The organism is Streptomyces olivaceoviridis, assembly GCF_014650115.1.
GTDB lineage: Bacteria > Actinomycetota > Actinomycetes > Streptomycetales > Streptomycetaceae > Streptomyces > Streptomyces olivaceoviridis.
Genome location: NZ_BMUI01000006.1, coordinates 42,407 through 59,996, shown reverse-complemented (window position 1 = coordinate 59,996; position 17,590 = coordinate 42,407). Strand labels below are relative to the sequence as shown.

The 17,590-nt window shown below is 74.0% G+C and carries 20 protein-coding genes; 12 read left to right on the top strand and 8 right to left on the bottom strand.

What is annotated here, in order from left to right:
- Nucleotides 1-119 precede the first annotated feature (119 nt).
- Complete coding sequence (locus IE273_RS13585; protein ID WP_189815419.1) at nt 120-947, bottom strand: lysozyme; 828 nt, start codon at nt 945-947, stop codon at nt 120-122.
- Between the two features lie 180 nt (nt 948-1,127).
- On the opposite strand from IE273_RS13585, the gene IE273_RS13580 reads away from it, so the two are divergent.
- From IE273_RS13580 to IE273_RS13570, 3 genes are all read left to right on the top strand, one after another.
- The gene (locus tag IE273_RS13580) at nt 1,128-1,871 is read left to right on the top strand and encodes a class II aldolase/adducin family protein (RefSeq protein WP_189815418.1); all 744 of its coding nucleotides are present in this window, start codon (nt 1,128-1,130) and stop codon (nt 1,869-1,871) included.
- A 133-nt stretch (nt 1,872-2,004) separates the two neighbouring features.
- Entirely contained in the window at nt 2,005-3,132 is a 1,128-nt protein-coding gene (locus tag IE273_RS13575; protein ID WP_189815417.1) for an alpha/beta hydrolase, read from the top strand.
- A 366-nt stretch (nt 3,133-3,498) separates the two neighbouring features.
- Nucleotides 3,499-4,767, top strand: a complete 1,269-nt coding sequence (locus IE273_RS13570) for a hypothetical protein (protein ID WP_229887223.1) — start codon at nt 3,499-3,501, stop codon at nt 4,765-4,767.
- Between the two features lie 36 nt (nt 4,768-4,803).
- Here IE273_RS13570 and IE273_RS13565 read toward each other — a convergent pair whose 3' ends face one another.
- Complete coding sequence (locus IE273_RS13565) at nt 4,804-5,220, bottom strand: VOC family protein (RefSeq protein ID WP_373309336.1); 417 nt, start codon at nt 5,218-5,220, stop codon at nt 4,804-4,806.
- 258 nt (nt 5,221-5,478) lie between these two features.
- On the opposite strand from IE273_RS13565, the gene IE273_RS13560 reads away from it, so the two are divergent.
- The 4 genes from IE273_RS13560 to IE273_RS13545 all read left to right on the top strand — a co-directional run bounded on the left by IE273_RS13560 (nt 5,479) and on the right by IE273_RS13545 (nt 9,340).
- The gene (locus IE273_RS13560) at nt 5,479-6,204 is read left to right on the top strand and encodes a PQQ-binding-like beta-propeller repeat protein (RefSeq protein WP_189815414.1); all 726 of its coding nucleotides are present in this window, start codon (nt 5,479-5,481) and stop codon (nt 6,202-6,204) included.
- Nucleotides 6,205-6,263: 59 nt separating this feature from the next.
- Nucleotides 6,264-7,862: an ABC-F family ATP-binding cassette domain-containing protein gene (locus IE273_RS13555; RefSeq protein ID WP_189815413.1), complete on the top strand. Its 1,599-nt coding sequence runs from the start codon at nt 6,264-6,266 to the stop codon at nt 7,860-7,862.
- Nucleotides 7,863-8,197: 335 nt separating this feature from the next.
- Nucleotides 8,198-8,419, top strand: coding sequence for a helix-turn-helix domain-containing protein (locus tag IE273_RS13550; protein ID WP_004002281.1), 222 nt, complete (start codon nt 8,198-8,200; stop codon nt 8,417-8,419).
- 117 nt (nt 8,420-8,536) lie between these two features.
- Nucleotides 8,537-9,340, top strand: a complete 804-nt coding sequence (locus tag IE273_RS13545) for an enoyl-CoA hydratase/isomerase family protein (RefSeq protein WP_189815412.1) — start codon at nt 8,537-8,539, stop codon at nt 9,338-9,340.
- Between the two features lie 30 nt (nt 9,341-9,370).
- On the opposite strand, the gene IE273_RS13540 is transcribed toward IE273_RS13545, so the two are convergent.
- Complete coding sequence (locus tag IE273_RS13540) at nt 9,371-10,117, bottom strand: nucleopolyhedrovirus P10 family protein (protein ID WP_189815411.1); 747 nt, start codon at nt 10,115-10,117, stop codon at nt 9,371-9,373.
- A 103-nt stretch (nt 10,118-10,220) separates the two neighbouring features.
- Between IE273_RS13540 and IE273_RS13535 the strand changes: the two genes are divergently transcribed.
- From IE273_RS13535 to amaP, 5 genes are read left to right on the top strand one after another with little or no spacing between them, the layout of a single operon-like run.
- Nucleotides 10,221-10,691: an Asp23/Gls24 family envelope stress response protein gene (locus IE273_RS13535; RefSeq protein WP_189815410.1), complete on the top strand. Its 471-nt coding sequence runs from the start codon at nt 10,221-10,223 to the stop codon at nt 10,689-10,691.
- Between the two features lie 46 nt (nt 10,692-10,737).
- Nucleotides 10,738-10,932, top strand: a complete 195-nt coding sequence (locus tag IE273_RS13530; RefSeq protein WP_058080039.1) for a hypothetical protein — start codon at nt 10,738-10,740, stop codon at nt 10,930-10,932.
- On the top strand, nt 10,929-11,315 hold the full coding sequence (locus IE273_RS13525; protein ID WP_373309335.1) for a hypothetical protein: 387 nt from the start codon (nt 10,929-10,931) through the stop codon (nt 11,313-11,315). The genes IE273_RS13530 and IE273_RS13525 overlap by 4 nt, the downstream gene beginning before the upstream one ends.
- Nucleotides 11,316-11,369: 54 nt before the next feature.
- Nucleotides 11,370-12,035 (top strand): DUF6286 domain-containing protein, encoded by a 666-nt coding sequence (locus tag IE273_RS13520; RefSeq protein WP_189815408.1) that lies wholly within the window; start codon nt 11,370-11,372, stop codon nt 12,033-12,035.
- 5 nt (nt 12,036-12,040) lie between these two features.
- Nucleotides 12,041-12,619 carry an alkaline shock response membrane anchor protein AmaP gene (amaP, locus tag IE273_RS13515; RefSeq protein WP_189815407.1) on the top strand — a complete coding sequence of 193 codons (579 nt, stop codon included), beginning with the start codon at nt 12,041-12,043 and terminating at the stop codon, nt 12,617-12,619.
- Nucleotides 12,620-12,631: 12 nt separating this feature from the next.
- On the opposite strand, the gene IE273_RS13510 is transcribed toward amaP, so the two are convergent.
- The 5 genes from IE273_RS13510 to IE273_RS13490 all read right to left on the bottom strand — a co-directional run bounded on the left by IE273_RS13510 (nt 12,632) and on the right by IE273_RS13490 (nt 17,570).
- Nucleotides 12,632-13,387, bottom strand: coding sequence for an SDR family oxidoreductase (locus IE273_RS13510; protein ID WP_189815406.1), 756 nt, complete (start codon nt 13,385-13,387; stop codon nt 12,632-12,634).
- Between the two features lie 5 nt (nt 13,388-13,392).
- On the bottom strand, nt 13,393-15,177 hold the full coding sequence (locus tag IE273_RS13505; RefSeq protein WP_189815405.1) for a glycoside hydrolase family 15 protein: 1,785 nt from the start codon (nt 15,175-15,177) through the stop codon (nt 13,393-13,395).
- Between the two features lie 230 nt (nt 15,178-15,407).
- Nucleotides 15,408-16,238, bottom strand: a complete 831-nt coding sequence (locus IE273_RS13500) for an SURF1 family cytochrome oxidase biogenesis protein (RefSeq protein ID WP_189815404.1) — start codon at nt 16,236-16,238, stop codon at nt 15,408-15,410.
- Between the two features lie 16 nt (nt 16,239-16,254).
- On the bottom strand, nt 16,255-16,488 hold the full coding sequence (locus tag IE273_RS13495) for a metallothionein (protein ID WP_078611718.1): 234 nt from the start codon (nt 16,486-16,488) through the stop codon (nt 16,255-16,257).
- A gap of 98 nt (nt 16,489-16,586) precedes the next feature.
- Complete coding sequence (locus IE273_RS13490) at nt 16,587-17,570, bottom strand: DEDDh family exonuclease (RefSeq protein ID WP_189815403.1); 984 nt, start codon at nt 17,568-17,570, stop codon at nt 16,587-16,589.
- Between the last annotated feature and the right edge of the window lie 20 nt (nt 17,571-17,590).

Genomic DNA, 17,590 nt, shown 5'->3' with positions numbered 1-17,590 from the left:
TTGGCTGGATGAACGTAGGCAACCTGGGTGAACGGAAGATGAACTGAGGCGGGCTTCGGGGTGTCAGTAACGCGCGTACGGGGTTCCGCTTCCGTGCCGCCGGCCCAAGTGCGCCTTGGCTAGTGACCGCGCGCGAAGATCCGCAGCCGGCTCAGGGAGCCGTTGAAGAGATTCTGGTCACCCGGCAGCCTGCCCTTGACGTCGTGCTGCCAGAACGTCCAGTAGCGCCAACCGCCCGGCAGCGCGCCCGGCCGCGAGGTGCCGTGGCGGGCGATCCACAGGGCGTGGGAGGAGGAGAAGGCGCGGCTGTTCCCGGTGCACAGCTTCCACCACTGGGTGGTGGTGTAGATCACCGGGCGGCGGCCGGTCTCCTCCTTGATCTCGTCGCTGAACGACCGGATCCAGCGGACCATCCGGGCCTTGCCCACTCCGTAGCACTTGTGCTTCGCGTCGTACGGGTTGTATTCGATGTCCAGCGCGGGCGGCAGCGTCCAGCCGTCCGCCCGCCAGTCGCCGCCGTGCCGCACGAAGTACGCGGCCTGCTCGGCGCCGGAGGACCGGTCCGGCCGGGCGAAGTGGTACGCGCCCCGGATCAGCCCCGCCTCGCGGGCGCCGGAGTACTGCCCGGAGAAGTAGGGGTTGCGGTAGCCCGTGGACTCGGTCGCCTTGACGTAGACGAACCGCGCGCCCTTGGCCCGGGCGGCCGTCCAGTCGACCCGCCTCTGGTGGGACGACACGTCGTGGCCCCTGGGCGGGTTTCCGGTCAGGAGCGGCAGCGCGGGCAGCCCCGGCAGCGCGCCCGGGGCCGGGGGTGCGGCCGTCTCCGGCGCGCCGGTCGGCCCCAGGGGTCCGGCGGACGCGGTCGTGGCGGTCGCGAGGGCGAGGGCCGCCGTGGCCGCCGTGAGGACACCGGCGCGGCGGCGGACAAGGGTGCGTTCACGGGCCATACGGCTCCCCCGGAGTGGACGTCCAGTCGGCAAGAGGGATCATTGAAGGCCCGCCGATCACCGCATCTGTGTCGATCCATGGTGTTTCGTAGTGAGGTCCGCCCGTTCGGCCGTATCGTTTCCGCACGGGAACCACCGGACCGGCCGCTCCGCTGCCGGTCCGGCTGGCAGGATCACGGCATGGCTGAAGCGCTGCGGAACACGGACGACGGGCACCAGGGCGGGCGGCAGGACGCGCGACAGGACGGCGGACAACGGGACGTGCGGCAAGGGGGCGCGCGTCAGGACCAGGCGCGGCTCTGGGCGGAACTGGTCGTGACGGCACGCCGGACCGTCGCCGACGGACTGGTGGTCGGCACCTCCGGCAACGTCTCCGTCCGCGTCGGGGACCTCGTCCTGGTGACCCCGTCCGGAGTCCCCTACGACCGGCTCACCCCGGACGACATCACCGGCGTCGACCTCACCGGACGCCAGGTGCTCGGCACGCTCGCGCCGACCAGCGAGCTGCCCATGCACCTCGCCGTCTACCGCACCACCGACGCCCGCGCCGTCGTCCACACCCACGCCGTGCACGCGACCGCGGTCTCCACGCTCGTGCCCGAACTGCCGCCGGTCCACTACATGACCGCCGCCCTCGGCGGCCCCGTCCGGGTCGCCCCCTACGCCACCTACGGCACCGGCGAGCTGGCCGAGAACATGCTCCGCGCCCTCGCCGGCCGCTCCGGCTGCCTCCTCCAGAACCACGGCACGATCACCTACGGCGCCACCCTCGACCAGGCATACGACCGCACCGCCCAACTGGAGTGGATGTGCCGCCTGTGGCTCACGGCGTCCTCCGTGCCGGGCCTGACCCCGTCCCTGCTGACGGAGGCACAACTGACCGAGGTCGGGGAACGCTTGAAGGGATACGGCCAACGGAGGTGACCCCTTGCTGTCCTCGACGCGCCGCAACGGCGCCCAGCCACGACGTCCGCACCCGGTGGTGCCCCGCCCGCCCGTGCCCCGACGGTCCTCCCTTCCGCTGGCCGGTGGCCGCGGCCCCGCCGACACTGGAGCCGTGCGCACCGTCAAAGCCACCGTCGCCGGGCTCACCGCGGTCCTGGCCGCCGGGATGGCGTCCGTCGCCGCCGGCCGGCTCGCCAGCGACGCCGCGCTGAAGGCCCCGGCGGGCCGCCCGCTGCCCACCGAGCCCCGCCTCACCGTGCACGGCACGGCCGCCGGCCAGATCACGCTCACCCGCGACCTGGCGGCCCTGCGCCCCGGCACCTACGGCCTCGCCGGCGACGGGACCCACGCGGTCGTCGGCCCCGTCCTGGAGGCGGCCCAGCACACCGCCGACACGGTCGTACGTCGTCTGGAACGCGTCACCCACGGCACCTTCGCCCCCGGCGACGCGGTCTGGCTCACCCCGAATCTGTACGTCGGCGACCCCGGCACCGCCCTCGGCCTGGACCACGCCGACGTCGCCGTGCCCGGCGAGCTGGGCGCCCTGCCCGCCTGGTTCGTGCCCGGCCGGCGGGACACCTGGGTGATCGCCGTGCACGGCCTCGGCACCACCCGGGAGCACGCCATGAACGTGATGGGCTTCCTGCACGGCCGCCGGCTGCCCGTCCTCGCCCTCGCCTACCGCGGCGACCTCGGCGCCCCGCGCCCGCCCGACGGCCTGAACCACCTCGGCGACACCGAGTGGCGGGACGTCGAGGCGGCGATCCTCCACGCCGTCCGCCACGGCGCCCGCCGGGTCGTCCTGCTCGGCTGGTCCACCGGCGCCACCATGGCCCTGCGCGCCGCCGAGCACTCCGCGGTCCGGGACCGCATCGCCGGACTCGTCCTGGACTCGCCGGTGCTCAGCTGGGAGGCCACCCTGCGGGCCCTGGCCAGGGCCCGCCACACCCCGCAACCGCTGCTGCCGCTCGCCGTGCGGGCCGCGCAGGGCCGGGCCGGACTGCACGCCGACCGGGTGGCCGAGACCGCCGACCCCGACCGGCTCCGGGTCCCCACCCTGATCATCCACGGCCCGGACGACCGGGTCGCCCCCTGGGAGTTCTCCCGCAGGCTCGCCCGGCGCCGCACCGACCTGGTCGCCCTGCACACCGTCGCGCACGCCCCGCACGCGGCGATGTGGAACGCGGACCCCGAGGAGTACGAGGAGCGGCTGCGGCGGTTCCTGACCCCGCTGATGTGACAGCAGGGACCGCTGTGACTCCGCGGGCTTCCGGGCCGGCGTGACGCCCGCGCGCCCGGGCCCGCCGTCACCGGCGCGAAACATTCCGTTTAAGGGCGTAGGGCTGGCGTGATCGTGCCTCCTCGGCCCCTTCCGCGCCCGGTGCGTTGGCCAGCCCCGTCGCCCGCCGTGACATTCCGTTTGGGTTTTCGGACCGTCAACCGGAAGACTGCACCCGTGACGTCCCGTATCCCGCGCGACTCCAGGCTTCGACTCGTCCGACCGCGACCCCTGGCCGCCGCCCCCAGAGCTGTGAACCAGCGGCGCCCACGCCGCCCCGCACCCCGGCCGCCGGAGGGCACCCCCGCCCCTGCCGAACTGGCCGGAATGGCCCGCGCCGGTCTGGCCGGCGCGGTCCGTGTCGCCCGCTGGGCCGACGCCGCACTCGGCCCCGGCCGCGCCGGTGCCACCACCGACGGCAAGGCCACCCTCTCCGCCGCCACCGCCGAACGCGCCGCCGCCGACCTCGGCCTGAGCGCCGCTCAGGTCCGCGCCGAGTGGGACACCGCCCGCCTCGCCGGACTCGTCGAGGTGCACGGCGACAGCGCGCGCCCCGGCTGGCGGCTGCGCGCCTGGGACCGCGACGACAGCGCCGTGCTGCGCGGCTGGGTCGCCCTCTTCGACGCCTGGTCGCTCGCCTGCCCCGAACCCGACGGGCACGAGCCGGCCGCCGTCGCCGAGGTCGTCTCGGCCATGCCCCAGGTGCTCTCCTTCCTCCAGCTGTCCGCCGGACCGGTCCCCGTCGAGCAGCTGCTCGACCTGCTCCAGCAGCGGGTCACCGAACTGCGCACCGAACGCTGCGAGGTCGCCTACGAGCCCGGCACCGGACAGCCCGCCGAAGCCCCGGGCCCGGCGGACCCCGCCCCCGCCGCGGACGCCCCGCTCGCCCCCCTGCTCGACTGGGCGCTGCGGGCCCTTGCCTCCGTCGGCGCGCTCACCTACGGCGACGGCCAGGCCACGCTCACCCCGCTCGGCAACTGGGCGGTCTGGGTCAAGCTGGAGCAGATCTGCGTGGCCGCGCAGAGCCCCGCCGGCAACATCGAGCAGTCCGCCGAGGACATGCTGCGCGGCTGTGCCCAGCTTCGGCCCAACGCGGCCCGCGCCGAGTACCGCGCCTGGCTCGCCGCCCGCCCCGTCGGCAGCGCCGTCACCGAGCTGATCGCCGCCGCCCGCGGCGACGACGCCCTGCTGCGCGGCCTGGCCTTCGAGGCGCTGCGCGTCGTCGGCGCCCCCGCCGAGCCCGACGTACGGTCCGTCGTGGACGAGCCGGCCCTGCGGCCGTACGCCCTGCTGTGGCTGGCCGAGCACGACGGCGTCGACCCGGAGGACGCCCACGAGGTGCTCACCCGGGACGAGGCCACCTGGCTGTGGGTGGACACCGCCGCCGCCGTCGCCGACCACGGCGAGGCGCCGATGCTGGTCCGGCACCTGGAGTCCGCGGTGCAGCCCACCGTCCCCCAGCTGCTCGACGAGGTCCGCGCCGTCGGTCACCCGCGCACCGTGCAGGTCCTGGTCGCGCTCGCCGCCGCCCACCCCGACCCGGCCCTGGCCAAGGCCGTCCGCCGGGCCGCGTTCCAGGTGCACACCGGGGGCTGAGCGGGAAACCGGGCAGGCGGTAGGCGGGGGAGCGGCTCAGACGCCGATCTCGGGGGCGTACGTCCCGAAGCTCCAGACGTTCCCCTCGGCGTCCTTGGCCAGGTAGTCCCGCGAGCCGTAGTCCTGGTCCGTCGGAGGCATCAGGATCTCCACCCCGTGCGCCACGGCCCGCTCGTGGTGGGCGTCCACGTCGTCCACCACGACGTACACCCCGGCGGGTCCCGCGTCCCGCATCGCCGCGTCGAAGAGGCCGCCGCGCCCCTTGGAGCCGATCATCACCGCGCCGTTGCCCTGGACCAGCTCGGCGTGCATCACCTTGCCGTCCTCCGTCTCGTACACCGACAGCTCGGTGAAGCCGAGGGCCTCCGTGAGCTGCCTGATCGCCGCCTTGGCGTCCGCGTACAGCAGCGTGGGACAGATGCCCGGCCGTGTCCCGCCACCCGTGCCTGCCATGCCGATCACTCCTTCGTGCATCGGTTCCCCCGTGCTCTGCGAGTCTCGCAGCCGCCACTGACAACGCCCGGCGCGACGGGCCGCAGCGCGCCGTGCCGTGGCTCCGGCCGGGTGCGGCGGCGGGCGATCCGGCGCCCGGCCCCGCCCCGCCGAACGGGGGGACTTCCCGCCCCCGCCCGCCCGGCCACCCCGCCGGCTCCGCGGGCGGTGACTACGCTCGGCGGCTGATCCGGGACGGTGGTACCCAAAGGGGGCGAGGTGGCACTTCCACCCGTGGGCCGCCTCGCCGTCGCCCTCCTCCTGGCCGTCGTCACCCTCGGCCTCCTCGGCGCGGCCCGGCAGCTGCGGCCGGTCCCCTACGGCGACCGGCTCCTGACCGCCGGGCCGCACGCCGGAGCCTGGGCGGCGCGGGTGCGGGACGGTACCGTGACCGGCCACGACAGCCGTACCGGTGCGCTCCGGTGGCGGTACGCGCGCGCGGGGCACCGCCCCGTCGACGTGGTGCACGCGCGCGGGGAGGTGATCGCGCTCTGGGACGACGGCCTGCTCACCGACACCGACGGCCGGTCCGTGCGCTGGCACCGCGCCCTGCCCGACGCGGCCGAGTGGCTCCCCGCCCAGGGCGGCACCGGCGTGCTGCGCCCCCTCGGCCGCGGCATCCTCGCCGTCGTCACCCCCCGCCGCGTCACCGCGTACCGCACCGCCGACGGCGACCTGCGCTGGGTGCTGCCCGCCCGGAACGGCTGCGCCTTCCGCCCCGAGGGCGCCGTACGCCGGGGCGCGGCCCTGCTCCTCGCCCAGCCCTGCGCGGACGCCGCGTGGACCGGCCAGCTCGTGGCCCTGGACGACCTGGGCCGGATCGCGCCCGGCCGCACCCCGCTGGGGAACGATCTCCCGCGTCCGCACCCCGGACGCCTGGAGGCGGAAAACCGCTTGCACGGCCCCGTTAGACTTTCCCTCATGGCCATTCTCCTCGCGCATTAGACGGCGGGAACGTCCTCAGCCGCCCACCCGCCAACCCCTGTACGCCCTGGAGTCTGTCCGTGATCTCCGCCTCCGGTATCGAGCTGCGCGCCGGTGCGCGCGTCCTCATCGAGAACGCCACCTTCCGTGTCGCCAAGGGCGACCGCATCGGCCTCGTCGGCCGCAACGGCGCAGGCAAGACCACCCTCACCAAGTGCCTGGCTGGCGAAGGCATCCCCGCCGGCGGCACGATCACCCGCTCCGGCGAGGTCGGCTACCTTCCGCAGGACCCCCGCACCGGCGACCTGGACGTCCTCGCCCGCGACCGCGTCCTCTCCGCGCGCGGCCTGGACGTACTGATCCGCAAGATGCGCGAGAACGAGGAGCGCATCGCCAACGGCAAGGGGTCCACCCGCGAGAAGGCCCTGAAGCAGTACGAGCGCCAGGAGACGGAGTTCCTCACCAAGGGCGGGTACGCCGCCGAGGCCGAGGCCGCCACGATCGCCGCCGCCCTCAACCTGCCCGACCGGGTGCTCGGCCAGCCGCTGCACACGCTCTCCGGTGGCCAGCGCCGCCGTATCGAGCTGGCCCGCATCCTGTTCTCCGACGCGGACACCCTGCTCCTGGACGAGCCGACCAACCACCTCGACGCGGACTCGATCATCTGGCTGCGGGACTACCTGAAGACCTACCGCGGCGGCTTCATCGTGATCTCCCACGACGTCGACCTGGTCGAGACGGTCGTCAACAAGGTGTTCTACCTGGACGCGAACCGGTCCGTGATCGACATCTACAACATGGGCTGGAAGCTGTACCAGCAGCAGCGCGAGGCCGACGAGAAGCGCCGCAGGCGGGAGCGGGCCAACGCCGAGAAGAAGGCCGCGGCGCTCAACGCCCAGGCCGACAAGATGCGCGCCAAGGCCACCAAGACGGTCGCCGCGCAGAACATGGCCCGCCGCGCCGAGAAGCTGCTCTCCGGCCTCGAAGACGTCCGGATGTCCGACAAGGTCGCCAAGCTCCGCTTCCCGGAGCCCGCGCCCTGCGGCAAGACCCCGCTGATGGCCGAGGGCCTGTCGAAGTCGTACGGCTCGCTGGAGATCTTCACCGACGTCGACCTGGCCATCGACAAGGGGTCCCGGGTGGTCATCCTGGGCCTCAACGGCGCCGGCAAGACCACGCTGCTGCGGCTGCTCGCGGGCGTGGAGACGCCGGACACCGGCCGGGTCGTCCCCGGTCACGGCCTCAAGCTCGGCTACTACGCGCAGGAGCACGAGACGCTGGACGCCGGCCGCACGGTCCTGGAGAACATGCGCTCGGCCGCCCCCGACATGGACCTGGTCGAGGTCCGCAAGGTGCTCGGCTCGTTCCTGTTCTCCGGCGACGACGTCGACAAGCCGGCCGGGGTCCTCTCCGGCGGCGAGAAGACCCGGCTCGCCCTGGCGACCCTGGTGGTGTCCTCGGCGAACGTGCTGCTCCTGGACGAGCCGACCAACAACCTGGACCCGGCCAGCCGCGAGGAGATCCTCGGCGCCCTGCGCACCTACAAGGGCGCGGTCGTCCTCGTCACCCACGACGAGGGCGCCGTCGAGGCGCTCCAGCCGGAGCGGATCATCCTGCTGCCGGACGGCGTCGAGGACCTGTGGGGCTCCGACTACGCGGATCTCGTCGCCCTGGCGTGATCGAAGGATTGATCCACTGGGTCTGGATCATTCGGCCCATCGGTGATCCATCATCTGTGTGAGATCTCCTCGTACCGCGGTGTGTCATACACGCATTTTCCGGCCGATCCCCCGGCAGTCGGGGGATCGGCCGCTGTACGTTCCTGACCTGGCACTTCACGATTCCACCCGGACGGCCCTATGGGCCGCACCCCATGGAATTCCTTATTCCGCTTGTGGGGATCGGCTCCTGTCGTCACAACGATGTCTCACGGACCTTGCCGAATGGGTGGCCATCACGCCCAAGAGGGGTGATCATGAGGAGACCAGAGCGCACTTCCCATGAGGAGGCACGGGTGGCCGAGACTCTGAAGAAGGGCAGCCGGGTGACCGGCGCCGCGCGCGACAAGCTCGCGGCAGACCTGAAGAAGAAGTACGACTCCGGTGCGAGCATCCGGGCGCTGGCCGAGGAAACCGGCCGCTCGTATGGCTTTGTGCACCGGATGCTCAGCGAGTCGGGCGTCACGCTCCGTGGGCGTGGCGGAGCGACCCGGGGTAAGAAGGCCGCTTCGTCCTGACTCCGGGCGGCCCATCGGCTTCGGTGGTGGCCACCCGGTCGGCGGACCGACCGGCCGGGTGGTTACTGTGCAGTCACTTAGCTTCGCTCTGCTGACCGCACCCATCGGAGGCGCCCCATGGCTTCGCCCGAGCAGGACCTCGCTCCCGCACTCGACAAGGACGGCGTACGGCTCACCGTCGACGACGCGCTCGCCACGGTGACGCTGACCAACCCGGCCAAGCGCAACGCGCAGAGCCCCGCCCTGTGGCGGGCGCTCGCCGAGGCCGGGCGGCTGCTGCCGGGCTCCGTCCGGGTCGTCGTGCTGCGTGGCGAGGGCAAGTCCTTCTCCGCCGGGCTGGACCGCCAGATGTTCACCCCGGAGGGGATTCCGGGCGAGCCGACCTTCATCGATCTCGCGCGTCGTGACGACGCCGGGATCGACGCGACCATCGCCGGATACCAGGAGGCGTTCACCTGGTGGCGGCGGACCGACATCGTGTCCATCGCCGCTGTCCAGGGGCATTCCATCGGGGCCGGCTTCCAGCTCGCGCTCGGCTGCGACCTCCGCGTCGTCGCCGACGACGTGCAGTTCGCCATGCGCGAGACCAGCCTCGGCCTTGTCCCCGATCTGACGGGCACCCACCCGCTGGTGGGCCTCGTCGGGTACGCCCGTGCGCTGGAGATCTGCGTGACCGGGCGGTTCGTCGGCGCCGAGGAAGCGGTGTCGAGCGGGCTGGCGAGTCTCGCCGTGCCCGCCGGGGAACTGGACGGGGCCGTGCGGGACCTGGCGGCGGCGATCATGGCGGCGCCACGGGACGCGGTGGTGGAGACCAAGGCGTTGCTTCGTGGTGCCCTCGACCGGACCTACGAGGAGCAGCGCGCGGCCGAGCGGGCCGCCCAGGCTCGACGGCTGCGGGACCTGGCCGGCCTCGGCGAATGAGCCGACAGCCGCTCGGGCACCGACAGCCGGTCAGTCCACCGCGGTGACCAGCACCGCCACCGTCGGGTGGTCCGGCAGGGCGTCCCGTACGGCCGCGCGGACCTGCCGGGCCACGTCCACGGCTCGGTGGGTCGCGTCCGTCGCCAGTTCCACGCGGATGTGACGGCGTGGCAGGGCGGCCGCGCCGGCGTGCTCCTCGATGTGCACCGCCCGGCCCGGGCCGCCCAGGGACCCCGTCAGCCGGAGCACCCCGGGGACGGCCAGGGCCGCCTCCGTCACGGCGGCCCCGTCCGTGCCCACCGGCTCGCGGGCGGGTGGCGGTTGCGGTGCGCCGCCCGCCGGGGCGGCCGGCTCCAGCAGGTCAGGCTCCGGCAACTCCGGCTCCAGCAGGTCCGTCGCCCGCAGATCGATCTCCGTGACCGCGAGGCCGAGCCGTTCCGTCGCGGCCTCCGCCAGGACGAGCCGCAGCCGGGACGCCGCCGTCGGCAACGGCTCGACGGCCGTCGCGGCGAAGTCCGCCGTCACGCGCAGCGGGCCCGGTGGCAGCGCGCTCGGCGGTGCCGGCACGACGGGCTCCGGCACGTCCCGCGGATCGGCGAGCGCGATCCGCAGCGCGCCCAGGCGCACCCCCGGCGCCCCGTCCGCCGCCGCGCGCCGCAGCACCGCCCCGGCCGCCTCCTCCGTGATCCACGCGCCGTCGCGCGGGCCGCCGAGCGGCAACAGCCTGCCCAGCCCCACCTGATGCCGCACCAACTGGGTCCACCGGTCCACCGTCATTCCACCAGCCTGCCGTATCCACGGCGCGCGGCGGCGCAACCTTGCTTACCGTGGTCGGAGGACGACGACCGGGCGGGGCGAGGACCGAAAGGGACGTACGGCGATGACCGACACGACAATCACCCCTGAAGGCGGCCACGAATCGCAGGCGCCGGCCCGCAAGGCCACCCGGCGCGGCGGCGGCGACCCGGGGACCCGGGGCCGCACCACCATCGCCGACGGCGTGGTGGAGAAGATCGCCGGGCTCGCCGCCCGGGACGTGGTCGGCGTCCACGCCATGGGCAGCGGCCTCGCCCGCACCTTCGGCGCCGTTCGGGACCGGGTGCCCGGCGGCGGCAAGTCGGTGACCCGGGGCGTCAAGGCCGAGGTCGGCGAGGTGCAGACCGCGCTCGACCTGGAGATCGTCGTGGACTACGGCGTCGCGATCGCCGATGTCGCCCGCGCCGTGCGGGAGAACGTGATCGCCGCCGTGGAACGCATGACCGGCCTGGAGGTGGTCGAGGTCAACATCGCGGTCAGCGACGTCAAGCTGCCCGAGGAGGAGGAAGAGGAGACCGAGCTCCGGATCCAGTGACACCCGGCACCAAAGACCGCACGCCCGAAGAGCTGAGGAGCGCCGCATGAGCATGGCCGTGGTCGGCATGATCGCCGGGATGGCGTTGGGGTTCGCCGGCTACTTCGGCGGCTTCGGCGCCTTCCTCCTGGTCGCGGCGCTGGGCGCCGTCGGCTTCCTCGCCGGCCGGTTCGCCGACGGCGATCTGGAATTCGGTGACGTCTTCCGCACCCGCCACGAGCGGCGGGACCGGCGGCGGTGACCCCGGTGAGCGCCGGGACCGGCACACCCGACACCGGCACGCCGTCCCCGGCGCCACCCCTCGTCCCGCCGGCCGAGCGCGGCGCCACCCGGATCGCCGACCGGGTCGTGGCCAAGATCGCCGCGCAGGCCGCCCGCGAGGCCCTCGCGCCGCTGCCCGGTCCCGCCGCCGCGCCGCACGCCACGGTCGTCGTGGCCCAGCAGACGGCCCGGGTCCGTGTCCGCGTCGAACTCGGCTACCCCGGTGACATCGGCGCCCGCTGTGCCGCCGTACGCCGCCATGTCACCGCGCGCGTGGGCGCGTTGACGGACATGCGGGTGCCGGAGGTCGCCGTCGAGGTGGAACGACTGCACCCGACGACGGGGCAGGGGACTGACCGATGAGCGAGACGCGTCAGGGGACGGAGCGATGAGCACGACGGGTCAGGGGGCCGGCCGATGAGTACGTCGGGTCAGGGACCGGCCGAAGAGTACGACGCCTCAGGGGACGGACCGATGAGCGAGACGCGGGGCACCCCGGCCGTCGCCGAGCCGCCCGGTGGCGCACCGCCCGCCGGGAAGGGCAGCGGCCGGTTCTGGTCGCCGCGCCGCGCCCCCGCCGCCCTCGTCGCCGCCCTGCTGACGGCCGGTGCCGGACTCCTGCTGTACGACATCGCCGCCGTGCGCGCCCACCGCCCCGCGATGCGCTGGCGCCGCGCCCTCGCCCGGCAGCTCGCCGAACGACCCCTGGACGACCTCTGGGTACGGGTCGGCGCGGGCGTCGCCGCCGCGCTCGGCCTGTGGCTGATCGTCCTCGCGGTCACCCCCGGCCTGCGCGACCTGCTGCCGATGCGGCGCCCGCACCCCGACGTCCGGGCCGCGATCCGGCGCGGAGCGGCGGCGCTGTTCCTGCGCGACCGGGTCGTGGAGGTGTCCGGCGTACGCGCGGCACGGGTGCGGATGGGCCGCCGGAAGGCCGACGTCCGGGTGGCCTCGCACTTCCGGGACCCGGACGACGTACGGGCCGACCTGGACACCGCGCTCGCCGAGGCGGTCCGGGACCTCGGCCTGGCGCACCCGCCCAGGGCGGCCGTGCGCGTGGCCCGGCCCGGACGGAAGGGGTGAGCGCGATGCGCGGCGGTCTCCACCGCGTCCTGCTGGCCCTCACCGGTCTGCTGCTGCTCGCCCTCGGCGGCGCGGTCCTGGCCGTCGGGCTGGGCGTGCGACCTCCCTCCTGGTGGCCGCACACCGGTCCGCACGACGTCCTGCTCAGCAGGGCCGAACGCACCCACTGGCGGAACGCCTCCTGGTGGTGGCCGGCGGTCATCGCCGCCCTGACCGTCCTCGTCCTGCTCGCCCTGGCCTGGCTGACGGCGGCGCTGCGCCGCCGTCGGCTGACCGAGCTGCTGATCGACACCGGCGACGGCGGGGACGCGTACCTGCGGGGCGCGGCCCTCCAGGACGCCCTGGCGGCCGAAGCGGCGGCCCAGCCGGGCGTGGCCCGGGCGCGCGTCCTCCTGCGGGGCCGCCGTACGGCTCCGGTGGTGCGGGCCTGGCTCCGGCTGGAAGCGGACGCGGCCCCGGCCGGGGCCCTGACCACGTTCACCACCGAAGCCCTGACCCACGCGCGCGAGTCGGCGGGCCTGGCGTCGCTTCCGGCGGAGGTCCGGCTGGGCGAGGTCAGACACCGCGCGGAGCGGGTGACGTGACGGCCGCGGTTCCTAGAACCCGTGCCGCGTCCCGCCGTCCACCGGCACCATGACCCCCGTCACGTAGGAGGCCGCCGGGGACAGCAGGAACGCAGCCGTCCGTCCGAACTCCTCGGGCGTCCCGTACCTGCGCAACGGAATGCGGGACTCGTTCGCGGCCCGGGTGGCCTCCGGGTCGGCGGACAGTCCGTCCAGCTCCCGCATGCGGTCGGTGGCGATGCGTCCCGGCAGCAGGCCGACCACGCGGATGCCGCGCGGTCCCAGCTCGTCGGCGATCGACTTGGCGAAGCCGGCGAGTCCGGGCCGCAGCCCGTTGGACACGGTCAGCCCCGGGATCGGCTCGTACACCGAGCCCGACAGCACGAACCCGATGACCCCGCCCTCCTCCAGCTCGGCCGCCGCCGCGCGGGCGACCCGTACCGCGCCGAGGAACACCGACTCGAACGCGGCCCGCCACTGCTCGTCGGTGTTGTCGGCGACGAACCCCGGCGGCGGCCCGCCCACGCTCACCAGCACGCCGTGGAAGCCGCCGAAGTTCTCCCGGGCGGCGGCGATCAGCCGCTCGGGAGCCTCCGCGTCGGCGTTGTCCACGGCCACGCCCACCGCGTTCGGGCCCAGTTCGGTGGCCGCTTCGGCGACCCGCTGCTCGTCCCGGCCGGTGACGACCACCTTCGCCCCGTCGGCGACGAGTTCCCGCGCGGTGGCGTTGCCCAGCCCGCGCGTCGCTCCGGTGACGACGTACACCCGGTCCTTCAGTCCAAGATCCATGGTCCCTATCCTGCCCGGTCGTCCCCGTAGAGGATCAGCGCGGTGTTCACCAGGCCGACGTGGCTGAACGCCTGCGGGAAGTTGCCCAGCTGGCAGCCGTCCACGGGGTCGTACTCCTCGGCCAGCAGGCCCACGTCGTTGCACAGGCCCACCAGCCGGTCGAACAGCTCCCGGGCGTCCTTCGTCCGGCCGGTCAGGTGCAGCGCGTCCGCCAGCCAGAACGAGCAGGCCAGGAAGGCGCCCTCGCCGCTCGGCAGGCCGTCGATCACCGAGTCCTCGGTGTCGTAACGGCGCAGGAAGCCGTCGTGGCCGAGGTCGTCGCGGATCGCGTCGACCGTGCCGACCACCCGCGGGTCGTCCGGCGGCAGGAACCCGACGCGCGGGATGAGCAGCAGGGAGGCGTCGAGCTCCCGGGAACCGTAGTACTGGGTGAACGTGTTGCGCTCCCGGTCGAAGCCCTTCTCGCAGACCTCGCGGTGCACCTCGTCGCGCAGCCGGCGCCAGCCCTCCAGGTCGCCCCGCAACGTCCGGTGCCGCTCCAGGGTCTTCACGGCCCGGTCGGCGGCCACCCACACCATCACCTTGGAGTGCACGAACTGGCGCCGGCCGCCGCGCACCTCCCACAGGCCCTCGTCTGGCTGCCGCCACGCCGACTCCAGGAACGTCATCAGCGAGCGTTGCATGGCCCACATGTGCGGCTTCGTGGGCAGGCCCGAGGAGCGGGCCAGCGACAGCGAGTCCATCACCTCGCCGTACACGTCCAGCTGGAGCTGGTCGACGGCGCCGTTGCCGACGCGTACGGGGGAGGAGCCGGCGAAGCCGGGCAGCCAGGGCAGCTCGATCTCCCGCAGCCGCCGCTCGCCCGCGACGCCGTACATGATCTGAAGGTCGGCCGGGTTGCCGGCGACCGCGCGCAGCAGCCAGTCGCGCCAGGCCCCGGCCTCGTCCTGGAAGCCGGCCGAGAGCAGCGCGCCGAGCGTGAGGGTGGAGTCGCGCAGCCAGCAGTACCGGTAGTCCCAGTTGCGCACGCCGCCCGGCTGTTCGGGCAGTGAGGTGGTCGCCGCGGCGACGATCCCGCCGGTCGGGGCGTAGGTGAGCGCCTTGAGGGTGATGAGGGAGCGGACGACCTCGTCCCGGTACGGGCCGTCGTACCGGCACCGGCGGGCCCAGCGCCGCCAGTCGGTGACGCTGCTCTCCAGCGCCTCGTACGGGTCGGTGAGCGGTGGGCGTTTCTCGTGCGAGGGGTGCCAGGTGAGCACGAACGCGGCCCGCTCGCCCTCCGCGACGGTGAACTCCGCGTGGGTGCCGTAGTCCTCGCCCCAGGTGTGCACGGCCGGCTCGGCGCGCAGCCAGACGGAGTCCGGCCCGGCGACGGCCACCCGGTGGCCGTCCGAGCGGCGCACCCACGGCATGACCGAGCCGTAGTCGAAGCGCAGGCGCAGTGTGCTGCGGACGGTCACCCGGCCGCTGAGCCCCTCCACGATCCGTACGACGTCGGGGGCGCGGTCGCGCTGCGGCATCAGGTCGGTGACGCGCACCACGCCGTCGGCGGTCTCCCACTCGGTGTCGAGCACCAGGGTGTCGGTCCGGTAGGCGCGGCGGGCGCAGACGTCCGCCCCCTTCGGCGCGATCCGCCAGTAGCCGTGGTCCTCGTCGCCCAGCAGCCGGGCGAAGCAGGAACCGGAGTCGAAGCGCGGCAGGCACAGCCAGTCGATCGAGCCGTCCTTGCCGACCAGGGCCGCGGTCTGCTCGTCGCCGATGAGGGCGTAGTCCTCGATGCGCGCGTTCACGGGATGCGGCTTCCCTGGGGACCAGGGGGCCAATCAGGTGGTGCGCCGGGGGAGTGACGTGTCCGCGCCGAAGCCGGCGGGGCACGGGGGACACCGCGCCCGGCCGGCCGGGAGGCGCCGCCCGCTCACACGGTGGCGGCTGCCGGTAGACGTGGCCCGCTCGCGCGGTGGGTTTGTTGGGTGGTGCGGCTCGCTGACACGGTGGTGGTTCGCCGGGAGGCGCCGCCCGCTCACACCGTGGCCGGTTCGCTCTCCTCCGACTGCTGCTGGGCCGCGGCCTCCTGCCGGTCGCGGATCTCCCGCCGGACCAGGAACCACCAGCCGACCGGCACGCCTGCCGCGAACAGCCACCACTGGATCATGTACGCGTAGTTCAGCGGGGCGTCCTCGCTGCCCGGGTCGGAGATCTGCTCCGGGGAGCCGCCCTTGGGCTCGGGCGCCGTCTGCTGGATGTAGCCGCCGAGCACCCGCGCGCCGAGCCGCCGGGCTTCCTCCGCGCTGTTGATCAGCATGATCTGCCGGTCGGGGAGACCTTCGACGTTCTTGATGCCGCTCGCCGAGGTCGTCTCGTCGGCCATCAGCCGCCCGGTGACGGTGGTCCGGCCGGCCGGCGGGGCGGGGATCTTCGGGAAGGCGGTCTGCGCGCCGTTCGCCGGGATCCAGCCGCGGTTGACGAGCAGCACCTTGCCGTCGTCGAGGACGAACGGGGTGAGGACGTGGAAGCCGACCTCGCCGTCGGAGTTCGTCCGGCGCCGGACCACGACCTCCTTGGCGGTCTCGAAGGTGCCGGTCGCGGTGACCGTGCGGTACTTGTCGGCGCGGGTCACGGCGTGCCCGGGGGAGGTCAGCCGCTCGACCGGGACCGGCTCGGCGTGCAGCGCCGATGAGACCAGGTTGTTGCGGGCGGTGCGCTGCTCGTAGCGGTGCTGCTGCCAGAAGCCCAGCTTTATCATCGTCGGGATCAGCGCGATCGCGACGAGGGTGAGGATCACCCACTGGCGGGACAACAGGAAGCGGTAGCGGTGCACCCCACGACGGTACCTCCGGGCCGTGGGGCGCATTCGGGCGGGTACCGGGTCAGACCCGGTCGACGATTCCGGCCCTCCCCTCCTGGCGGGCGCAGTGCGCGCCGCAGTACCAGTGGCCTTCCACCTCCACGCCCTGGCCGATGATCTGCACCCGGCAGTGCTCGCAGATCGGGGCCATGCGGTGGATCGCACAGGAGAAGCAGTCGAAGACGTGCACCGCGCCCTGCGCGTGCACCTCGAAGGTCATTCCGTAGTCGTTGCCGCACACTTCGCATGTCGCCATGCGCCACAGGGTGAGCCGTCGCCGATCCCCCGGCGAGCGGGCGCCGGGTGAGTCGTGGGGAATCACCCGATCGTACGACGGCTCGACACGCGGCGCGTTCACTCGTCGGCGGGCTCGACATCCCCCAGCAACTGCCCGAACGCGGCCTCGTCCACGATCGGCGTGCCGTACTGGCGGGCCTTCACCGTCTTCGACGTGCCCGAGTCGGGGTCGTTGGTCACCAGCAGGCTGGTCAGCCGGGAGATGCTGGTGGCGACGTGCAGCCCGGCCTCCACGGCCCGGTCCTCCAGCAGCTCGCGCTCGGTCGAGGTGTCGCCGGAGAAGGCCACCCGCATGCCCTGTTTGAGGCGTTTGCCGTCTTCGTAGCGCCCTGGGTTGGGATAGGGGCATGCGGGCCTTTTGCGGGACGGACGCCAACCGCCGGTGCGGTAGCCGCCGTAGCCACCCGACGCCTGCCGGGGCACGGGCCGGTCCGACCACTCCGTCAGCGGCCGGCACTCCAGCAGCGGCAGCCGTACGCCGCCCGCCGCCGCGGCCCGCAGGCTGGGCCGGAACGCCTCCGCCAGCACGCGCGCGTCGTCCAGCGCGTGGTGCGCCCGCTGCTGCACGACCCCGAAGTGCGCCGCCAGCGACTCCAGCTTGTGGTTGGGCAGCGGCAGCGCCAGTTCCTTCGACAGCGCGATGGTGCACAGCCGCTGCCGCACCGGCGCCTCGCGCCGCACGCGCGCGTACTCCCGCGCGATCATCTGCCAGTCGAAGACGGCGTTGTGCGCGACGAGCACCCGGCCCTCCAGCCGGGCGGCGAACTCCTCCGCGATGTCCGCGAACAGGGGCGCGCCGGCCAGCGTCTCGCTCGTCAGACCGTGTATCCACACCGGGCCCGGGTCCCGCTCCGGGTTGACCAGCGTGTACCAGTGGTCCTCCACCTCACCGCGCGCGTCCAGCCGGTACACGGCCGCGGAGATGATCCGGTCGTCCCGGGCCAGGCCGGTGGTCTCCACGTCAACGACCGCGTATCCCTGCGGATACGCGGCCGGCCACTGGGTGGGGGAGGACACTGCGGTCGCACGGTCTTCGAGCATGGTCACTGAGGATACGGGCC

What these genes read in the sequence shown, in the direction of transcription:
- IE273_RS13585 (WP_189815419.1), bottom strand. Translation starts at nt 947, where the DNA reads ATGGCCCGTGAACGCACCCTTGTCCGCCGCCGCGCCGGTGTCCTCACG.
- IE273_RS13580 (WP_189815418.1), top strand. Translation starts at nt 1,128, where the DNA reads ATGGCTGAAGCGCTGCGGAACACGGACGACGGGCACCAGGGCGGGCGG.
- IE273_RS13570 (WP_229887223.1), top strand. Translation starts at nt 3,499, where the DNA reads ATGGCCCGCGCCGGTCTGGCCGGCGCGGTCCGTGTCGCCCGCTGGGCC.
- IE273_RS13565 (WP_373309336.1), bottom strand. Translation starts at nt 5,220, where the DNA reads ATGGCAGGCACGGGTGGCGGGACACGGCCGGGCATCTGTCCCACGCTG.
- IE273_RS13545 (WP_189815412.1), top strand. Translation starts at nt 8,537, where the DNA reads ATGGCTTCGCCCGAGCAGGACCTCGCTCCCGCACTCGACAAGGACGGC.
- IE273_RS13540 (WP_189815411.1), bottom strand. Translation starts at nt 10,117, where the DNA reads ATGACGGTGGACCGGTGGACCCAGTTGGTGCGGCATCAGGTGGGGCTG.
- IE273_RS13535 (WP_189815410.1), top strand. Translation starts at nt 10,221, where the DNA reads ATGACCGACACGACAATCACCCCTGAAGGCGGCCACGAATCGCAGGCG.
- IE273_RS13530 (WP_058080039.1), top strand. Translation starts at nt 10,738, where the DNA reads ATGAGCATGGCCGTGGTCGGCATGATCGCCGGGATGGCGTTGGGGTTC.
- IE273_RS13520 (WP_189815408.1), top strand. Translation starts at nt 11,370, where the DNA reads ATGAGTACGTCGGGTCAGGGACCGGCCGAAGAGTACGACGCCTCAGGG.
- amaP (WP_189815407.1), top strand. Translation starts at nt 12,041, where the DNA reads ATGCGCGGCGGTCTCCACCGCGTCCTGCTGGCCCTCACCGGTCTGCTG.
- IE273_RS13510 (WP_189815406.1), bottom strand. Translation starts at nt 13,387, where the DNA reads ATGGATCTTGGACTGAAGGACCGGGTGTACGTCGTCACCGGAGCGACG.
- IE273_RS13500 (WP_189815404.1), bottom strand. Translation starts at nt 16,238, where the DNA reads ATGCGCCCCACGGCCCGGAGGTACCGTCGTGGGGTGCACCGCTACCGC.
- IE273_RS13495 (WP_078611718.1), bottom strand. Translation starts at nt 16,488, where the DNA reads ATGGCGACATGCGAAGTGTGCGGCAACGACTACGGAATGACCTTCGAG.
- IE273_RS13490 (WP_189815403.1), bottom strand. Translation starts at nt 17,570, where the DNA reads ATGCTCGAAGACCGTGCGACCGCAGTGTCCTCCCCCACCCAGTGGCCG.